This is a genomic window from Vibrio cholerae, assembly GCF_008369605.1.
GTDB classification, from domain to species: domain Bacteria; phylum Pseudomonadota; class Gammaproteobacteria; order Enterobacterales; family Vibrionaceae; genus Vibrio; species Vibrio cholerae.
Genome location: NZ_CP043554.1, coordinates 1,187,093 through 1,203,387 on the forward strand (window position 1 = coordinate 1,187,093; position 16,295 = coordinate 1,203,387).

12 protein-coding genes are annotated in these 16,295 nt (G+C 49.5%); 7 read left to right on the top strand and 5 right to left on the bottom strand.

Translation table 11 applies throughout. From position 1 onward, the window contains the following. Positions 1 to 195 precede the first annotated feature (195 nt). The gene (gene torR / locus F0316_RS05700) at positions 196 to 900 is read left to right on the top strand and encodes a two-component system response regulator TorR (RefSeq protein ID WP_149560284.1); all 705 of its coding nucleotides are present in this window, start codon (positions 196 to 198) and stop codon (positions 898 to 900) included. A gap of 100 nt (positions 901 to 1,000) precedes the next feature. Here the strand turns inward: torR and elyC are convergent, their stop codons facing one another. Further along, a complete protein-coding gene (elyC, locus tag F0316_RS05705) occupies positions 1,001 to 1,822 on the bottom strand; it encodes an envelope biogenesis factor ElyC (RefSeq protein ID WP_000462426.1) in 822 nt (273 codons plus the stop codon). Between the two features lie 116 nt (positions 1,823 to 1,938). On the opposite strand from elyC, the gene cmoM reads away from it, so the two are divergent. The 4 genes from cmoM to mukB are packed head-to-tail and all read left to right on the top strand — an operon-like array spanning position 1,939 to position 9,245. Continuing rightward, positions 1,939 to 2,721, top strand: a complete 783-nt coding sequence (gene cmoM, locus F0316_RS05710) for a tRNA uridine 5-oxyacetic acid(34) methyltransferase CmoM (protein WP_000133901.1) — start codon at positions 1,939 to 1,941, stop codon at positions 2,719 to 2,721. An 11-nt stretch (positions 2,722 to 2,732) separates the two neighbouring features. Further along, positions 2,733 to 4,070, top strand: coding sequence for a chromosome partition protein MukF (mukF, locus tag F0316_RS05715; RefSeq protein ID WP_001288878.1), 1,338 nt, complete (start codon positions 2,733 to 2,735; stop codon positions 4,068 to 4,070). Further along, positions 4,051 to 4,773: a chromosome partition protein MukE gene (gene mukE, locus F0316_RS05720; RefSeq protein WP_000099365.1), complete on the top strand. Its 723-nt coding sequence runs from the start codon at positions 4,051 to 4,053 to the stop codon at positions 4,771 to 4,773. Before mukF ends, mukE begins: the two co-directional genes overlap by 20 nt. Beyond that, complete coding sequence (mukB, locus tag F0316_RS05725; protein WP_149560285.1) at positions 4,770 to 9,245, top strand: chromosome partition protein MukB; 4,476 nt, start codon at positions 4,770 to 4,772, stop codon at positions 9,243 to 9,245. The genes mukE and mukB overlap by 4 nt, the downstream gene beginning before the upstream one ends. Before the next feature lie 113 nt (positions 9,246 to 9,358). Here mukB and F0316_RS05730 read toward each other — a convergent pair whose 3' ends face one another. After that, entirely contained in the window at positions 9,359 to 10,528 is a 1,170-nt protein-coding gene (locus tag F0316_RS05730) for an iron-containing alcohol dehydrogenase (RefSeq protein ID WP_001175467.1), read from the bottom strand. Between the two features lie 354 nt (positions 10,529 to 10,882). After that, on the bottom strand, positions 10,883 to 11,794 hold the full coding sequence (locus F0316_RS05735; protein ID WP_001182769.1) for an AraC family transcriptional regulator: 912 nt from the start codon (positions 11,792 to 11,794) through the stop codon (positions 10,883 to 10,885). Positions 11,795 to 12,112: 318 nt separating this feature from the next. On the opposite strand from F0316_RS05735, the gene F0316_RS05740 reads away from it, so the two are divergent. Beyond that, positions 12,113 to 12,562: a cupin domain-containing protein gene (locus F0316_RS05740; RefSeq protein ID WP_000018070.1), complete on the top strand. Its 450-nt coding sequence runs from the start codon at positions 12,113 to 12,115 to the stop codon at positions 12,560 to 12,562. Between the two features lie 37 nt (positions 12,563 to 12,599). On the opposite strand, the gene F0316_RS05745 is transcribed toward F0316_RS05740, so the two are convergent. Beyond that, entirely contained in the window at positions 12,600 to 13,043 is a 444-nt protein-coding gene (locus tag F0316_RS05745) for an Lrp/AsnC family transcriptional regulator (protein ID WP_000373557.1), read from the bottom strand. A 107-nt stretch (positions 13,044 to 13,150) separates the two neighbouring features. On the opposite strand from F0316_RS05745, the gene F0316_RS05750 reads away from it, so the two are divergent. Continuing rightward, positions 13,151 to 13,735: a LysE family translocator gene (locus F0316_RS05750; RefSeq protein WP_000386724.1), complete on the top strand. Its 585-nt coding sequence runs from the start codon at positions 13,151 to 13,153 to the stop codon at positions 13,733 to 13,735. Between the two features lie 115 nt (positions 13,736 to 13,850). Here the strand turns inward: F0316_RS05750 and F0316_RS05755 are convergent, their stop codons facing one another. Beyond that, a complete protein-coding gene (locus F0316_RS05755; protein ID WP_033935828.1) occupies positions 13,851 to 16,208 on the bottom strand; it encodes a YgiQ family radical SAM protein in 2,358 nt (785 codons plus the stop codon). Between the last annotated feature and the right edge of the window lie 87 nt (positions 16,209 to 16,295).

Below are 16,295 nucleotides of genomic sequence, written 5' to 3' on the forward strand. Positions count from 1 at the left end.
TCTAAACCATAAAAATGAACAGCTATCACGGTGATTGTGACAGTTTGTGAAAAGAAAAGAATAGGTTGTTAATCTGTTAAAAGAAGTTTGCTTTGCATCAAGAAAAAGTGAGGTTTCTCACGATTTTTCTCGAGTTATTAACAAATATGAATAGAATAACCCTGCGATACATCCAGTTATTTAAAATGGTGCATTATGAGCTATCACGTACTTGTGGTTGAAGATGACCTCGTCACGCGAAGTAAGTTAAGTGGTTACTTTCAAAATGAAGGTTACCAAGTGACGGAAGCAGAAAGTGGCGCACAGATGAGAGAAGCGTTAGAGCTCAATGACATCGATCTGGTTTTGCTGGACATTAATTTGCACGGTGAAGACGGTCTGTTATTGACGCGAGAATTACGCAGCCAGTCGGAGATTGGCATTATTTTAGTGACAGGACGCACCGACAGTATCGACAAAATCGTTGGCCTCGAAATGGGCGCGGACGATTATGTCACCAAACCTGTTGACCTACGCGAGCTTCAGGTTCGTGTAAAAAACTTATTATGGCGAATTTCCCTCGCACAGCGAGAGAGAATTACCGACAAACACGATGACAAACTGGTGCATTTTGGTGAGTGGACGTTCGATGTTCAGCGCCGTGCATTAAGCCGTAACGGTGAGCCAGTCAAGCTCACTAAAGCGGAATACGAGTTGTTGGTTGCGCTTTCTTCTTATCCTAATCAAGTGCTGAGCCGTGAGCGGATTTTGAACATGATCAGTCACCGTGTGGATGCGCCAAACGACCGTACGATTGACGTATTGATCCGCCGTATGCGCGCCAAAATGGAAATGGATCCGAAAAACCCGCAAATCTTTGTGACGGTTCACGGCGAAGGGTACATGTTTGCTGGAGATTAAACTTCGAAAGTGTCCTTATTCTTTTCTGCATTGTAAAAATTAAAAAACTGGCTAAATGCCAGTTTTTTAATGCTACTTATGATCCCTAAAGCGGATGAGACTAAGGTGCGCTTGGTGCCTCTTCAACCACCGGTGGAGTAAGCACAGGCTCACCGCTATCCCCTGCCACAGTATCTCGCAGGGTTTGCCACATCAGTCCTAAAGTTTCATGCCAATACTGCTCAGTTTGCTCAAGATAGCGCGATCTTGGAATGTATTTATCCCAAGGCTGAATAATATTGAGGTGGCCTAAGTAATTGGTCGGGGCAGGAATGGGTGTTAAGCCCGCCGATTCAAATTCACGCATCGCACGCTTCATGTGGCTGGCTGAGGTGACGAGCACCATGCGTTTTTGTTGCACGAAAGCGGCCGCTTGGCGCGCTTCTTCCCAAGTATCTTTAGCGGTTTCCAGCAAAATAATATCCGATTTAGGCACGCCTAACGCCAAAGCGACACGCGCCATCATCCGAGCATGGCTAACTTCGCTGCCGCCAGCGTAACCGGAGAGGATAAGTTTCGAACCCGGATACATACGACTAATACGAATGCCTTCTGTTAAGCGCATGAGCGCAGCACGAGTAAGCTCGGAGGTGGGGGGAATATCATCATCAATGACATGGCCATTCCCGAGCACCATCACGTAGTCAAGAGTACCTTCTACGGGTAAAAATGCCGTGTAAGTACGTTCAAGTGGCATCAACAAACGAGTCGCCACGGGTTGAAAGGAAACCAGAAATAGCCCAGTGAGGGAGAATAACACCACTAGGCAGCCAGTTTTACGTTTTGCCGTGAACATGATCAACATCAGGCCCACGAAACCAATGATCAGCAGCGCTGGCAGAGGCATCAACAGTGAAGAAAATATTTTTTTCAGCTCAAACATAGAGAAAACAGTCCGAAAAAACAGCACTTGATTATAAAAAGAGTCGAAGCCTCTTTATTCCTGCCATTCGTATGACAGAATAGCAGGCACGGTTCGTTATCATAACTCAAGCTACTGTGACAGAAGATCGCAATTTCGACGATATTGCCCACAAATTTGCAAAAAATATATACGGTTCTGACAAAGGTGAGATCCGCCAAGTCATTGTTTGGGAAGATTTGGAGCAGCTTCTCAGTCAACTGGACACGCAAAAAGTTCCCTTGCACGTGCTCGATGCGGGTGGCGGCTTGGCGCAAGTATCGCAAAAAATCGCTCGCCTTGGGCATCGAGTGACACTCTGTGATCTTTCTTCGGAAATGTTGCAATTGGCCGAACAGGATATTGCAAACAATGGCCTGCTTGAGCAGTATCGCTTCGTCCATTCACCAGTGCAGACGATTCAAGCACACCTTGATGCGCCCGTGGATTTGGTGCTGTTTCATGCGGTGATGGAATGGTTAGCGGAACCCCAACCGGCGTTGCAAAATTTGCTGGCGCAAGTCAGACCGGGCGGCATGGTGTCGGTGATGTTTTACAACTATCACGGTTTGGTTTACAAAAACGCCGTGTGTGGCAACATTCCGCACGTGCTAGAGGATATGCCGCACCGCAAACGGTTTAAATTACAACCGCAGAAAGGCTTGCTCCCCGAAGAGGTCTACCAATGGATCGAAGAATCGGGTTTTGAGATCTGCGGGAAATCCGGTATTCGTTGTTTCAGTGATTACATCGGAAACATGAAAAACATGGGCGAATACCAGTATGAGGATTTGGTGGCACTGGAGCGCAAATTCTGCCGTCAGGAGCCTTACCTCTCATTGGGTCGATACATTCACGTATGGGCTAAGAAAAAACAATAACAGGACACACAATGAGTGAGTTTACTCAGGATACTGTGCAAAAGCCTATCGACGAACTCGTCACTTGGGTAAAACAGTATGACTTCTCATTGAATCTGCCTACTGAGCGGCTGGCATTTTTGCTCGCGATTGCTGTGCTCAGTAATGAAAGATTTGATGAAGAGCTCGGAGAAGGAGAACTTCACGATGCATTCGCGATAGTCACGCGCTTGTTTGCAGAATCGGGAGAAGCCTCAGCCTTTCGGGCTAACAATGCGATTAATGATCTGGTCAAGCAGCGCTTATTAAGCCGTTTTACCAGCGAAATGACGGAAGGTGCCAGCATCTACCGTTTGACGCCGTTGGCGATCGGCATTACCGATTACTACGTTCGTCATCGCGAATTTTCCAAACTCAAACTATCCATCCAACTCTCTATGGTGGCGGATGAGATGGCGAAAGCTGTGGAATCAGCGCAGCAGGGTGGCAGTGTCGCCCATTGGCGCAAAAACGTGTTTGGTGTACTCAAATATTCGGTGAGTGAAATCTTCGATCGCATCGACCTTAACCAGCGTGTGATGGATGAGCAGCAGCAATCGGTCAAAGAGCAGATTGCGGATCTGCTGAATAAAGATTGGCGCGATGCGATCAACAACTGTGAAGCCTTGCTGTCTGAGACTTCCGCCACACTGCGTGAGCTGCAAGATACCTTGCAAGCGGCAGGCGATGAGTTGCAAACGCAAATCCTCGATATTCAGGAGTGCGTGTATGGCGATCTGGAATTGGATTTCATCGAAGAGACGCTGTTTGCGCTGCAAATGAAGCTCGACCGCATCACGAGCTGGGGGCAGCAAGCGATCGATCTTTGGATTGGTTACGATCGCCATGTCCACAAGTTTATTCGTACCGCGATTGATATGGACCAGAACCGCGCGTTCAGCCAACGTCTGCGTCAGTCAATGAACGACTATTTTGAACAACCTTGGTATCTCACTTACGCCGATGCAGAACGTCTATCCGATCTGCGAGATGAAACCTTGACCCTGCGTGACGAAGAAGTTACCGGTCATGTGCCGATGGAAGTGGAATACGAAGAGCTGCAACAAGTGAACGATGAACTTGCGCAGCGGATTGGCGACATGCTGAAAGTGCATAAAGAGCAAGGCGCAGCGATTGATTTAGCCCTTGTGCTGCGTGATTACCTAGCTAGCCATCCACGAACCCATCATTTCGATTTAGCCCGAATGGTTGTCGACCAAGCGGTAAGGCTGGGTTACTCCGAGTCCGACTACCGCGCTATCCAGCCTGACTGGACGGCGATCAACGATTTTGGCGCAAAGGTACAAGCGAATGTCATCGACCGATATTAATGAATACATGCCAGAGAATCTGGCCAAAGCGATTGCGAACCCGCTGTTCCCAGCGTTAGACAGTTTGCTGCGAGCGGGGCGTCATGTCTCCAGTGACGATTTGGACAACCACGCCTTCCTGTCGGATTTTGAGCCGGATTTGGCGCTGTTTTATCAACGCTACCACACCGAGCTAGTACGCGCGCCGGAAGGCTTCTTCTATCTGCGTCCGCGTTCCACTTCTCTTATCAACCGCAGTGTGCTCTCTGAGCTGGATATGCTGGTGGGTAAAGTGCTCTGTTTCCTCTATTTGAGCCCTGAGCGTTTAGCGCATGAAGGCATCTTCACTAACCAAGAGCTGTACGATGAGCTGTTGACCTTGGTGGAAGAGAAGAAGCTGATGAAGCTAGTGACCAACCGTGCCAGCGGCTCGGATCTGGATCGCGAGAAGCTGTTTGAAAAAGTGCGAACCTCGCTGCGTCGGTTACGTCGCCTCGGAATGGTGATCACCATTGGTGATACGGGCAAATTCCGCATCACTGAAGCGGTATTTCGTTTTGGTGCGGATGTGCGTTTGGGCGGTGATTTGCGTGAAGCGCAGCTACGCCTAATCCGTGATGGTGAAGCCGTGGTGCATACCCCAGAACCAAGCCAGCAAAGCCTGTTGGAAAACCCAACAGCTGAGTACGACGAAGAGCAAACCGAGTGGGAAGATGAAGCATGATTGAACGAGGTAAATATCAATCGCTAACCATGATCAACTGGAACGGCTTCTTTGCGCGTACCTTTGACATTGATAATTTAGTGACCACTTTATCTGGTGGTAACGGTGCGGGTAAGTCTACCACCATGGCGGCGTTTATCACCGCTTTGATCCCAGACCAAAGCCTGCTCCATTTTCGTAACACCACCGAAGCGGGGAGCTCGCAAGCGTCACGCGATAAAGGTTTGTACGGTAAGCTGCAAGCGGGGGCGTGTTACGCGGCGCTGGATGTGGTGAACTCACGTAACCAACGTTTACTGTTTGCGGTGAAGCTGCAACAAGTGGCGGGACGCGATAAGAAAGTCGACATCAAACCTTTCTTGATCCAAGGTTTGCCAAGTCATGTTAAACCGACCGATGTGTTGGTCGAAACCGTGTCCGACAAACATGCGCGTGTTCGCCAAATCAATGAAGTGAAAGATGCCGTGGGTCAAATTGAAGGCGCGCATTTCAAATCTTTCCCGTCGATTGTCGACTACCACGCGCAGATGTTTGAATTTGGCGTGATCCCGAAAAAACTGCGTAACAGCTCAGACCGTTCAAAATTCTACCGTTTGATTGAAGCTTCGCTTTATGGCGGTATTTCCAGCGCGATCACCCGTTCACTGCGTGATTATCTGCTGCCACAAAATGGCGGAGTGAAAAAAGCCTTCCAAGATATGGAATCCGCGCTGCGTGAAAACCGCATGACGCTGGAAGCGATCAAGACCACGCAAGCGGATCGCGATCTGTTCAAACACCTGATCACCGAATCGACCAATTATGTGGCTGCGGACTACATGCGCCACGCCAATGATCGTCGTAACAAAGTGGGACAAACTTTGGTTCTGCGCGGTGAGCTATTCTCTTCTCGTGAAACCCTGATTGAGCAAAACAGCTTGCTGAACCGTGTTCACGAAGAGTTAGAACTGCTGGTTGAGCAAGAGTCGGCGCTGGAGCAAGATTACCAAGGCGCGTCTGACCACTTGCAATTGGTGCAAAACGCGCTGCGTCAGCAAGAAAAAATTGAACGCTATCAAGAAGATCTCGAAGAGCTGAATTTCCGCCTCGAAGAGCAGATGATGGTGGTCGAAGAAGCCAATGAACGAGTGATGCAGGCTGAAGAGCGTGCGATCATTAGCGAAGAGGAAGTCGATAGCCTCAAATCGCAATTGGCCGATTATCAGCAAGCCCTCGATGTGCAGCAAACCCGTGCTCTGCAATACCAACAAGCCGTGCAAGCGCTCGATAAAGCGCGCCGCTTACTGGATAAGCCAGAACTCACTGCGGAAAGTGCGCAAGCGTTAGCAACTCAACTGAAAGCGGAGCAGGAAACGCGCACCAGCGAACTGTTGGCACTTAAACACAAGCTGGATATGTCTTCGGCCGCGGCGCAGCAGTTCAACCATGCGTTTGAACTGGTGAAACGCGTACTGGGTGAGGTAGCGCGCAGTGAAGCTTCGAAGCAAGCGCAGCAAGTGATCCGTCAAGCGCGTGAAGCCCAAAATGTGGTGCAAAATGAAGCGCAGTGGCAAGCACAACAACGAGACCTTGAGCGTCAACTTGAGCAGCAACGCAGCGTGCGTGAGCTGGCAACCCAATACCACAAACAACATATGGTGGCCTTGGATGATGCCGCGACCGTCGAGTTAGAGCGTGAGCGCCACTCTGCACTGCTAGAAGAGCTGGAAACCGAGCAGGAAAACTGCCGTGAACAACGTGGTCAACTGCGCCATCAAGAGCAAGAGCTGCAAACGCAAATCGCCCGTTTTGAGTCGATTGCGCCAGCATGGATCAAAGCTAACGATGCGTTAGAAACGCTACGCGAGCAAAGTGGTGCAGAACTGGCCGATAGCCAATCTGTCATGGCGCACATGCAGCAAGTATTGGAGCTGGAAAAAGCCCAATCCATGGCGAAAGATAAGCTCGCCGAGCGCCGCGCGAAACTCGATAGCGAAATTGAGCGTTTAGCGTCTCCGGGGGGCTCTAACGATCCGCGTCTGAAAGGTCTGGCGGACACGCTCGGCGGTGTGCTGCTGTCGGAAATCTATGACGACATCACCATTGATGATGCGCCGTATTTCAGCGCGATGTACGGTCCTGCGCGTCACGCGATTGTGGTATCGGATCTCTCTGGCATCAAAGAAAAACTGGTTGAACTGGATGACTGTCCGGAAGATCTCTACCTCATCGAAGGCGATGTAGATGCGTTTGATGACAGCTCATTCAATGCCGAAGAGCTGGAAGGTGCGGTGTGCGTTCAGCTTAACCAGCGCCAAATGCGCTACTCGCGCTTCCCAGCCATTCCACTGTTTGGCCGCGCGGCGCGTGAGCAGCGTTTAGAGCTGCTGCGAGAAGAGCGTGATGACGTGGTTGAGCAACACGCCAAAGCTTCGTTCGATTCGCAAAAGCTGCAACGTCTGTACACCAGCTTCAACCAGTTTGTGGCGATGCATTTGCAAGTGGCGTTTGATGCCGACCCTGAACAAGCCTTAGCGAATGCGCGCGATAAGCGTAATCAACTGCTGCGCTCCATCAGCGAATTTGAAGCGCAAGAGCAGCAACTGCGTAGCCAGTTGCAAGCGAGCAAACAAGCCTTAGCTGCGCTAGACAAACTCGCGCCGCAAATGAGTCTACTTGACGAAGAGTCGCTCGAAGCGCGTTACCACGAGCTTGAAGAGAAGTTGCAACAGCTGAGTGAGGCCAAAGCCTTTATCGCTGCGCATGGCCGTACCATCAGCGAGCTGGAAAAAGTGGCGGCGGTACTCGATGCCGACCCAGAGCAGTTTGATGCGCTGGAGCAGCAATACCAGCAAGCGGACCAAGCACTGCAGCAACTCAAAGCGCAAATTTTTGCGCTGTCGGATCTGCTTGAACGCCGTCACCACTTTGCTTATTTCGACTCGGTAGATCTGCTTAACCAAAGCAGTGAGCTGAGTGAACAGCTCAAAGCAAAATTGGTGCAGGCGGAAAGTGAACGTACCCGCAGCCGTGAAGAGCTGAAACAGGCGCAAGCTCAGCTCAGCCAATACAATCAGCTATTGGCGTCACTGAAAAGTTCGCACCAAGCTAAGCTGGAAACGGTGCAAGAGTTCAAACAAGAGCTGCAAGAGTTTGGTGTGCATGCTGACGAAGGTGCGATTGAACGTGCTCAGCGTCGCCGCGATGAGCTGCAAGAGCGTCTACACACTTCGCGCAGCCGTAAGAGTGAATACGAACGCACCATCACCTCCACTGAGCTGGAAATGAAAGCGCTGGTCAAGCGAATGAAGAAAGTCGAGAAAGATTATCAAGATCTGCGCACTTTCGTGGTGAACGCGAAAGCGGGCTGGTGCTCGGTACTGCGTCTTGCGCGCCAAAATGATGTTGAACGTCGTCTGCACAAGCGTGAGCTGGCTTACCTGTCGGCCGATGAACTGCGTTCAATGTCGGATAAATCCTTGGGTGCGCTGCGTCTAGCGGTCGCCAACAATGAAGATCTGCGCGATGCACTGCGTCAGTCGGAAGACAACTCACGCCCTGAGCGTAAAGTGCTGTTCTACATTGCGGTGTATCAGCATCTGCGTGAGCGCATTCGTCAAGACATCATTCGCACCGACGATCCGGTCGAAGCGATTGAAGAGATGGAAGTGGAGCTGGCTCGTTTGACCGAAGAGTTGACCCAGCGTGAACAGCGTTTGGCGATCAGTTCAGATTCGGTAGCCAGCATCATCCGCAAAACCATTCAGCGTGAGCAAAACCGTATTCGCATGCTCAACCAAGGTTTGTCGAACATCGCCTTTGGTCAGGTGAACGGTGTGCGCCTAAATGTGAAAGTGCGTGAGAGCCATGAAATCCTGCTGGCAGGATTGTCTGAGCAGCAAGCGCAACATAAAGATCTGTTTGAAAGTGCGCGTTACACCTTCTCAGAAGCGATGGCCAAGCTGTTCCAACGTGTGAACCCACACATCGATATGGGTCAACGTTCAGCGCAAGTGCTGGGTGAGGAGCTGCTGGATTACCGTAACTACCTAGAGCTGAGTGTGGAAGTCAACCGTGGTTCGGATGGTTGGCTGCAAGCGGAATCGGGCGCATTGTCGACCGGTGAAGCGATCGGTACCGGTCAGTCAATCCTGCTGATGGTGGTGCAGAGCTGGGAAGAAGAGTCGCGTCGTCTGCGCAGTAAAGATATTGTGCCGTGTCGCCTGTTGTTCCTCGATGAAGCCGCGCGTCTGGATGCCAAATCCATCGCCACCTTGTTTGAGCTGTGTGAGCGTCTGGATATGCAGTTACTGATTGCTGCGCCAGAGAACATCAGCCCAGAGAAGGGCACCACTTACAAACTGGTACGTAAAGTGTTTAAAGATCACGAGCACGTACATGTGGTGGGGCTACGCGGTTTTGCGCAAACCGAAAAGCCCAAAACAGCGGAGCAGAAATTCGCCGAAGAATTGGCCGGTGAGTTGACGGAATAGTCGAGACCCATCAGGGCTTGATATGAAAACGCCTTCCATTTGGAAGGCGTTTTTTTGTAAGGGCTCCACTCTAGGCAGTGGAAAATGAGCGTAGCCCTTGAACCGGTGTCAGATTAATAACAGGCTTCGAGGATGTTGAGCACTTCTTCTTTGGTTAGCGTTTTATAACCGTTACCAAAAATAATCGTCGATTGTGCAATCTCAGGCAGCATAGCTTTGGTTGCTCCCAGCTCGGCTAATGACGTGACAATGCCACATTCCTGCGTGAAGTGTTCTAGCGCATCCAGTCCGGCCTGAGCGATTTGCTCTGGGCTTTTCCCTTCTGGTGAAATGCCCCAAACCTGAGTGGCAAAACGCACGAATTTTTCCAATCCATAGGGGTAAATTAAGCGATAGTAAGGCAACGAAATCGCCGCTAATCCCATGCCGTGTGCGCAATCTGTGTAAGCTCCGAGCTGATGTTCAATCATATGGACTTGCCAGTCCTGACTCTTGGAAAGCCCTGTGACTGTGTTGAGTGCTAACGTTGCATTCCACATCAAATTACTTCTCGCTTCGTAATCTTGCGGGTTCTGTAGTGCTAACCGTAAGTTATCGATCGATGATTTTAAAAGGCTTTCAATCACATAATCAGTGGTGTTGGCGCCTTGATCGGAGAAGTATTGTTCCATCAGGTGTGACATGGTATCGAACACACCGGATACCATTTGATATTGAGGTACGGTGAAGGTGTATTCTGGATTTAGAATCGAAAACTTTGGAAACACGTTGGCAGGAAATACGCGCCCCGCTTTGTATTTCATCGCTTCATGAGTGATCACCGAGCCGCCATTCATTTCTGAACCTGTTCCGACCATCGTCAGAATTGAGGCTACAGGAACGATCTCATGATCCACATTTTGAAACTCTACCCAGTATTTTTGGAATGGATCTTGGCCTTCACAATAGGCTGATACGGAAATGCCCTTTGCACAGTCAATCACTGAGCCACCACCGACAGCTAAAATCAGGGACACCTTATGTTCACGAACTTTGGCAACACCTTCCATCATTTTGGCGTAAGTTGGGTTCGGCATTACGCCGGATAATTCCACCACGTTTTTCCCCGCAGCGCTGAGCATGGCGAGCACTTGGTCATAAAGACCATTGGTTTTTATCGCATTGCGACCATACACCAGCATGACGGTTTCGCCATAGTGAGGGAGTTCATCTTGCAGTTTTTCAAGTGCGGTGCGACCAAAATGAATTTTGGTTGGGTTGTAGTAGGAAAAATCGAGTTGCATGGTCACTTCCTTCTCTAAGGTCGATGAGTTAAGCCTGCGGCTTGCCATTTTCAAACTGAGTTCGGGCAAGCATGGCTCTATTTGTGGTTCATCTTACGCAGTTAAGGGGAGTGACTGAATATCCAATCCTCTTTGATTCTTGCCTATTTTTCCTAATCGATGATTTGGCTTTTATCGCGCCATTCATTTTTTGTTATTGGATTTAATCTAATTTACTGTTTTATATAGTTTTATAAATCCAGTTGTCATCTTGCTAGTTGGATTGATTGCTTAATCCTCCATGTGTCCTATTTCTTGTTAGCGCTGCTGGACGAATGAAATGATCATCATGCATCTTGTATCTTGTATTCGAATTTAGAGCAGGTTTGCGGTACGCAGTGTTTTGATGTCTTTGACTGGTGGGGATCCAAAAAGTCGACTGTACTCTCGGCTAAACTGTGACGGGCTTTCGTAGCCAACCTTAAAGGTGGCAGTCATGGCATCGATATTTTCAGCGAGCATTAAACGGCGAGCTTCACTGAGGCGGAGCTTCTTTTGAAATTGCAGTGGAGTCATCGCCGTCATTGCGCGAAAGTGGGTGTAAAACGCGGATTTACTCATCCCACTTGAGTTGGCAAGCTGGCTGACATTCAAAGGTTTGACGAAATTGTGCTTGAGCCAATCAATGGCTTTGGAAATTTGATGACTATGACTGCCGGGAGCAACAATCTGGCTCAGCCGAGCACCTTGTTCAGTCTGCAATAGCCGATAGAAAATCTCGCGCTTGATGAGAGGCGCAAGAATGTTGATGTTGGCGGGTTCATCAAGTAAGGCGACTAGTCGGGTAAAGGCATCTAAGATCGGAAGGGATAGCTGACCTACAGCAATACTTTGTGACGGCGAATGATTGGGCTCAAAAGTAAATTGACTGTCCACAATCAACTGGGAAATTTCCTGCATATCTAACTCAAGAATGATCCCCAAGTAGGGGATCTCTTCACTGGCTTCCATGATGTTGGCAATCACGGGCAGATCGACTGAGGAAATCAAAAAATGGTTGGCATCATATACAAAGCACTCTTCACCGAGAAAAACACGCTTTTTCCCTTGTGCGATCAGGCAAAGACTGGATTTGTGCGTGTAGCTTACCGGTTGGGTTTCACTTGTCCAACGGCTGAGCCGCAGGCCGCTGATCGCAGTTTCCATCTGGTTGTTCTGACCTGTCCATTGCTCAATCTGTGAAGCGAGGAGACGAGTGGCTGCCGAGATGTTAGGAAGAGGTTGCATATGGGCTCTGTGGTATTTAGGTGCGAAAACTAGAGTATTTATAGCATCTCTCGTATGAATGTGAAGAGGATTAGATAAGCTTAAGATGACACATAATAAGTAGGTGTTTTGTGTTTTTTGTTTACATCTTACTGTTTATTAATGGGTATTTTCGTATTTTGTGTCTTTATCTGTGAGCTGTGACAAAGGGGAAAAATTCCATTTTGGATTTTTAGGCAATCATTCGCGAGAAATAGGTTAGCGTAATGAGCGGTTGAGGGCATAGCTTATGGAGGTGTTTTGACTAAATCTTAATTTCATCTCAGAGGTATTTTCATCATGAGTCATCATCCTGCCGATCGTCGATCCCAAGTGCTGTCTTCACTACAAGAATGGTCTTCAGTGAGCTGTTTTCCATTGGGTGAGATAAACCAAGCCTACGCTAATTACTTTTCTGGTGTCAGCTATTTAGCGTTGCTTAACCAGACTGATTTGCCGGTTTTTAATGTGACCTTTGAGCCGAGATGTCGCAATTTTTGGCACATTCATCATCAAGGTGGGCAAGTGTTGCTGGTGACGGCTGGGCGAGGTTGGTACCAAGAGGAGGGCTGCCCCGCACGGGAATTGCATCCTGGCGATACTGTTTATATCGCCCCAGGCACAAAGCACTGGCATGGTGCAGCGCGAGACAGCTGGTTTTCGCACATTGCGGTGGCGATCCCTGCGCAAGGGGCGAGTAACGAATGGCTAGAGAGTGTCTCTGAGCAAGAGTATCAATTGCTTCCTTAAACAGAGACGAGAGTGGATTCGTGCGTGATCAGCACGGTTACTGCCGCTCATCTTTTGGCGAATCCATCACCACCATGGTGGTAATGGATTTGACTACCGCACATTCGCCAAGCACATCGGCATGGAAGCGTTTATAAGCCACCAGATCTTTGGTTTCCACGCGCAGTAAGTATTCGTTCATGCCGGTGATGTTGTGGCATTCCACCACTTCTTTAGCAAAGCGTACATGCTGCTCAAAACTGAGCTGTGACTGCTTGGTATGGCTGTTTAAGCCAATCGCCACATACGCGATAAAACCGACCTCAAGCTGGTTTTTATCCAATACCGCACGATAGCCTTTGATGATTTTCTTACGCTCTAAATCTTGCACGCGACGCAGGGTGGCGGAGGGCGATAACCCTACGCGTTCTGCCAACTCTACATTCGAGACTCGGCCATCGAGTTGCAGCTCGTGCAATATTCTTTCGTCAAACCTGTCCATAATTCTCTTTTGTTGTGCATTCAGTGTTTTGTTCGCTCATATAAACACAAAATTGCGTCAGGGAGCGATTAATATTTTTGTATCTGACATTAATCGAGAACATCGTTATGGATTACACCTTATTCGGGCCGCTGTTGGCGTTTGCTTTTGTTTCTACTTTTTCGCCAGGCCCTAACAACATCATGCTAATGACTTCAGGAGCCAATGTTGGTTTTTGGCGCACCATCCCGCACATGCTGGGGATTACGTTTGGTTTTAGCATAATGGTGCTTCTGGTCGGCGTAGGCTTGACAGAACTGTTTCAGCGTTATCCGATCCTTCAACAAGGGCTACAGATTCTCTGCACTTTGTATTTGGTGTATCTGGCAGCCAAAATTGCGCTGAGCCGACCATCCAAAGAGGGGCAAGAGTATCAGCCAATGTCTTTTGTGGCGGCGGCGCTGTTTCAGTGGGTGAACCCGAAAGGTTGGTCAATGGCGCTCACGGCGGTGAGTGTATTTAACCCGAATGCGAGTTGGCTACAGCTCGGTTTGATTGCGTTGGTATTTGCGTTAGTGAATTTACCTTCAGTCAGTGTGTGGACTGCCGCTGGCAAACAACTGAGTTACTGGATGAATCATCCCAATTATGTGCGTTGGTTTAATGGCGCGATGGGAGGATTGTTACTGCTTTCGGTGCTACCGATGCTTTGAAAATACCCCCTCCCGACCTCCCCCTAAAAGGGGGAGGAGAGAAGAAGGACCTCCCATAGACATGGGGGGGGAGAAGGAACTCTCCCGAGAAGCGAGTGAAGAAGGCAACTAGGGTTTAACGTGCGCGTTGTGGCTGACGTTGAGTCTTACCACGGCTGGCCGGACGACCAGAGCCTTGTGGTTTACCGCCTGTCGCTGAACCACGTTGACCTTGCTGGCCACGGTTTTGTTCACCGCGAGCAGGTTGGTTATTCGTCGTTGGTTTACCGCCTGTCGGTTTGCTGCCGGCAGGTTTGCCCTGATTCGATTTATTGCCGCTGTTCGAACGACCTTGGCCGCCAGATTTGTTACCACGCAGCGCATCAAAGCCCGGTTGGCTATGAGTATGCTTGGTCGCAAAACGATTCGCGCCATGACGACCTGATTTGCGGCTTTGTGCTGGGGTGACTAGGTCTGAATCTTTTTCAGGGATCAGACACTCAGGGCGATCACCAATCAGATGACGTTTGCCCATCGCAATCAGTGCTTCACGAATCATCGGCCAGTTGGCAGGATCATGGTAGCGCAGCAGGGCTTTATGCAAGCGACGTTGCGCTTCACCTTTCGCCACTGGCACCTTTTCCGGTTTCTTGTATTTCACGCGTTTCAGCGGGTTCACTTCTGCGTGATACATCGCGGTCGCATTACACATTGGCGATGGATAGAAGTTCTGTACTTGGTCACAACGGTAGTTGTTGGATTTCAACCACAGTGCGAGGTTGACCATGTCTTCATCTTCAGTCCCCGGGTGAGCGGCAATGAAGTAAGGGATCAGATACTGTTTTTTACCTGCTTCAGCGCTGTATTTTTCAAACAGCTCTTTAAAGCGATCATACGTCCCCATGCCCGGTTTCATCATCATGCTCAGTGGGCCTTTTTCCGTATGCTCAGGAGCAATCTTCAAATAGCCGCCAACGTGGTGAGTCACCAGCTCACGCACGTACTCAGGCGATTCAATCGCCAAGTCGTAACGTACACCAGAAGCGATCACCACTTTCTTAATGCCCTCCACATCACGCGCTGCACGATACAGATCGATGGTGTGTTTGTGGTCGGTATTCAGCTTATGACAGATTCCTGGGAACACACAGCTTGGACGACGACAGTTCGCTTCTGCTTTTGGATCTGAACAGCCGAGGCGATACATGTTCGCGGTTGGGCCACCCAAATCGGAAATTACACCGGTGAAGCCCGGTACTTTGTCACGGATTTCTTTCAGTTCATTGATGATCGACTCTTGTGAACGGTTCTGGATGATGCGTCCTTCGTGCTCGGTGATAGAGCAGAATGAACAGCCACCAAAACAGCCGCGCATGATGTTGACCGAAGTCTTGATCATGTCGTACGCCGGAATTTTCGCGTCGCCATATTTAGGGTGCGGAACACGGGCGTAGTAAAGGCCAAACACGAAATCCATCTCTTCAGTGGTGAGCGGGATCGGTGCTTGGTTAACCCACAGTTCACGGTCACCATGACGCTGCACCAGCGCACGGCCTGAATAAGGGTTGGTTTCTAAATGCAACACACGGCTGGCGTGCGCGTACAAAATACGGTCATTCACTAGCTTTTCAAATGAAGGCAGACGCACCGCGGTGGTTTTCGCATCATGGCGTGATGGGCGAATGGTGATAGGTTGAGCTTCTTCTTTCTCATCACCTTTGGTCGCGCACTGGGTTTCCACTTCATACGGATTGCTGGGCACAAACGGTTTGTTTGGCTGATCAATGCGGGTGGAATCGATAATCTTAAAATGTTCAGGGACTTGAGCCAAATTGACAGCCGTACCGCGAATATCAACCATCTTATTAATTGATTCGCCATTGGCTAAGCGGTGTGCCACTTCAACCAGCGCGCGCTCGGCGTTACCGAATAGCAAAATATCGGCTTTCGCATCCAGCAGGATAGAGCGGCGAACTTTGTCTGACCAGTAATCGTAATGCGCGACACGACGCAAGCTGGCTTCAATACCACCAAGCACAATCGGCACATCTTTGTAGGCTTCACGACAACGTTGTGAGTAAACCAATGAACAGCGATCAGGACGCATGCCACCTTTATTGTTTGGGGTGTACGCATCGTCGTGACGAATTTTTTTATCCGCCGTGTAGCGGTTGATCATTGAGTCCATGTTACCGGCGGTCACACCGAAAAACAGGTTCGGTTTGCCAAGCGTCATAAAGGCGTCTTTAGTTTGCCATTCTGGCTGAGCAATGATCCCAACTCGGAAACCTTGTGCTTCAAGCAAGCGGCCGATGATCGCCATACCAAAGCTCGGGTGATCAACATAAGCATCGCCGGTCACGATAATCACATCACAGCTATCCCAGCCTAATTGATCCATTTCTTCACGACTGGTCGGTAAGAATGGCGCTGTGCCGAAACACTCGGCCCAGTATTTTTTGTAGTGGTGGATAGGGGTAACTTCGCTGTGCATATTTTGGCCTCAAGATTAAGAGGGCGGCATTATAGCGGCTTGCAAGGCCAGTATCTACCGTAACATTGCCCCGATTTTGCTAAGGGA

Bases quoted from the DNA above. Each gene is read 5' to 3' on its own strand.
- torR (WP_149560284.1), top strand. From the start codon at position 196: ATGAGCTATCACGTACTTGTGGTTGAAGATGACCTCGTCACGCGAAGT.
- elyC (WP_000462426.1), bottom strand. From the start codon at position 1,822: ATGTTTGAGCTGAAAAAAATATTTTCTTCACTGTTGATGCCTCTGCCA.
- mukF (WP_001288878.1), top strand. From the start codon at position 2,733: ATGAGTGAGTTTACTCAGGATACTGTGCAAAAGCCTATCGACGAACTC.
- mukE (WP_000099365.1), top strand. From the start codon at position 4,051: ATGTCATCGACCGATATTAATGAATACATGCCAGAGAATCTGGCCAAA.
- mukB (WP_149560285.1), top strand. From the start codon at position 4,770: ATGATTGAACGAGGTAAATATCAATCGCTAACCATGATCAACTGGAAC.
- F0316_RS05730 (WP_001175467.1), bottom strand. From the start codon at position 10,528: ATGCAACTCGATTTTTCCTACTACAACCCAACCAAAATTCATTTTGGT.
- F0316_RS05735 (WP_001182769.1), bottom strand. From the start codon at position 11,794: ATGCAACCTCTTCCTAACATCTCGGCAGCCACTCGTCTCCTCGCTTCA.
- F0316_RS05740 (WP_000018070.1), top strand. From the start codon at position 12,113: ATGAGTCATCATCCTGCCGATCGTCGATCCCAAGTGCTGTCTTCACTA.
- F0316_RS05745 (WP_000373557.1), bottom strand. From the start codon at position 13,043: ATGGACAGGTTTGACGAAAGAATATTGCACGAGCTGCAACTCGATGGC.
- F0316_RS05750 (WP_000386724.1), top strand. From the start codon at position 13,151: ATGGATTACACCTTATTCGGGCCGCTGTTGGCGTTTGCTTTTGTTTCT.
- F0316_RS05755 (WP_033935828.1), bottom strand. From the start codon at position 16,208: ATGCACAGCGAAGTTACCCCTATCCACCACTACAAAAAATACTGGGCC.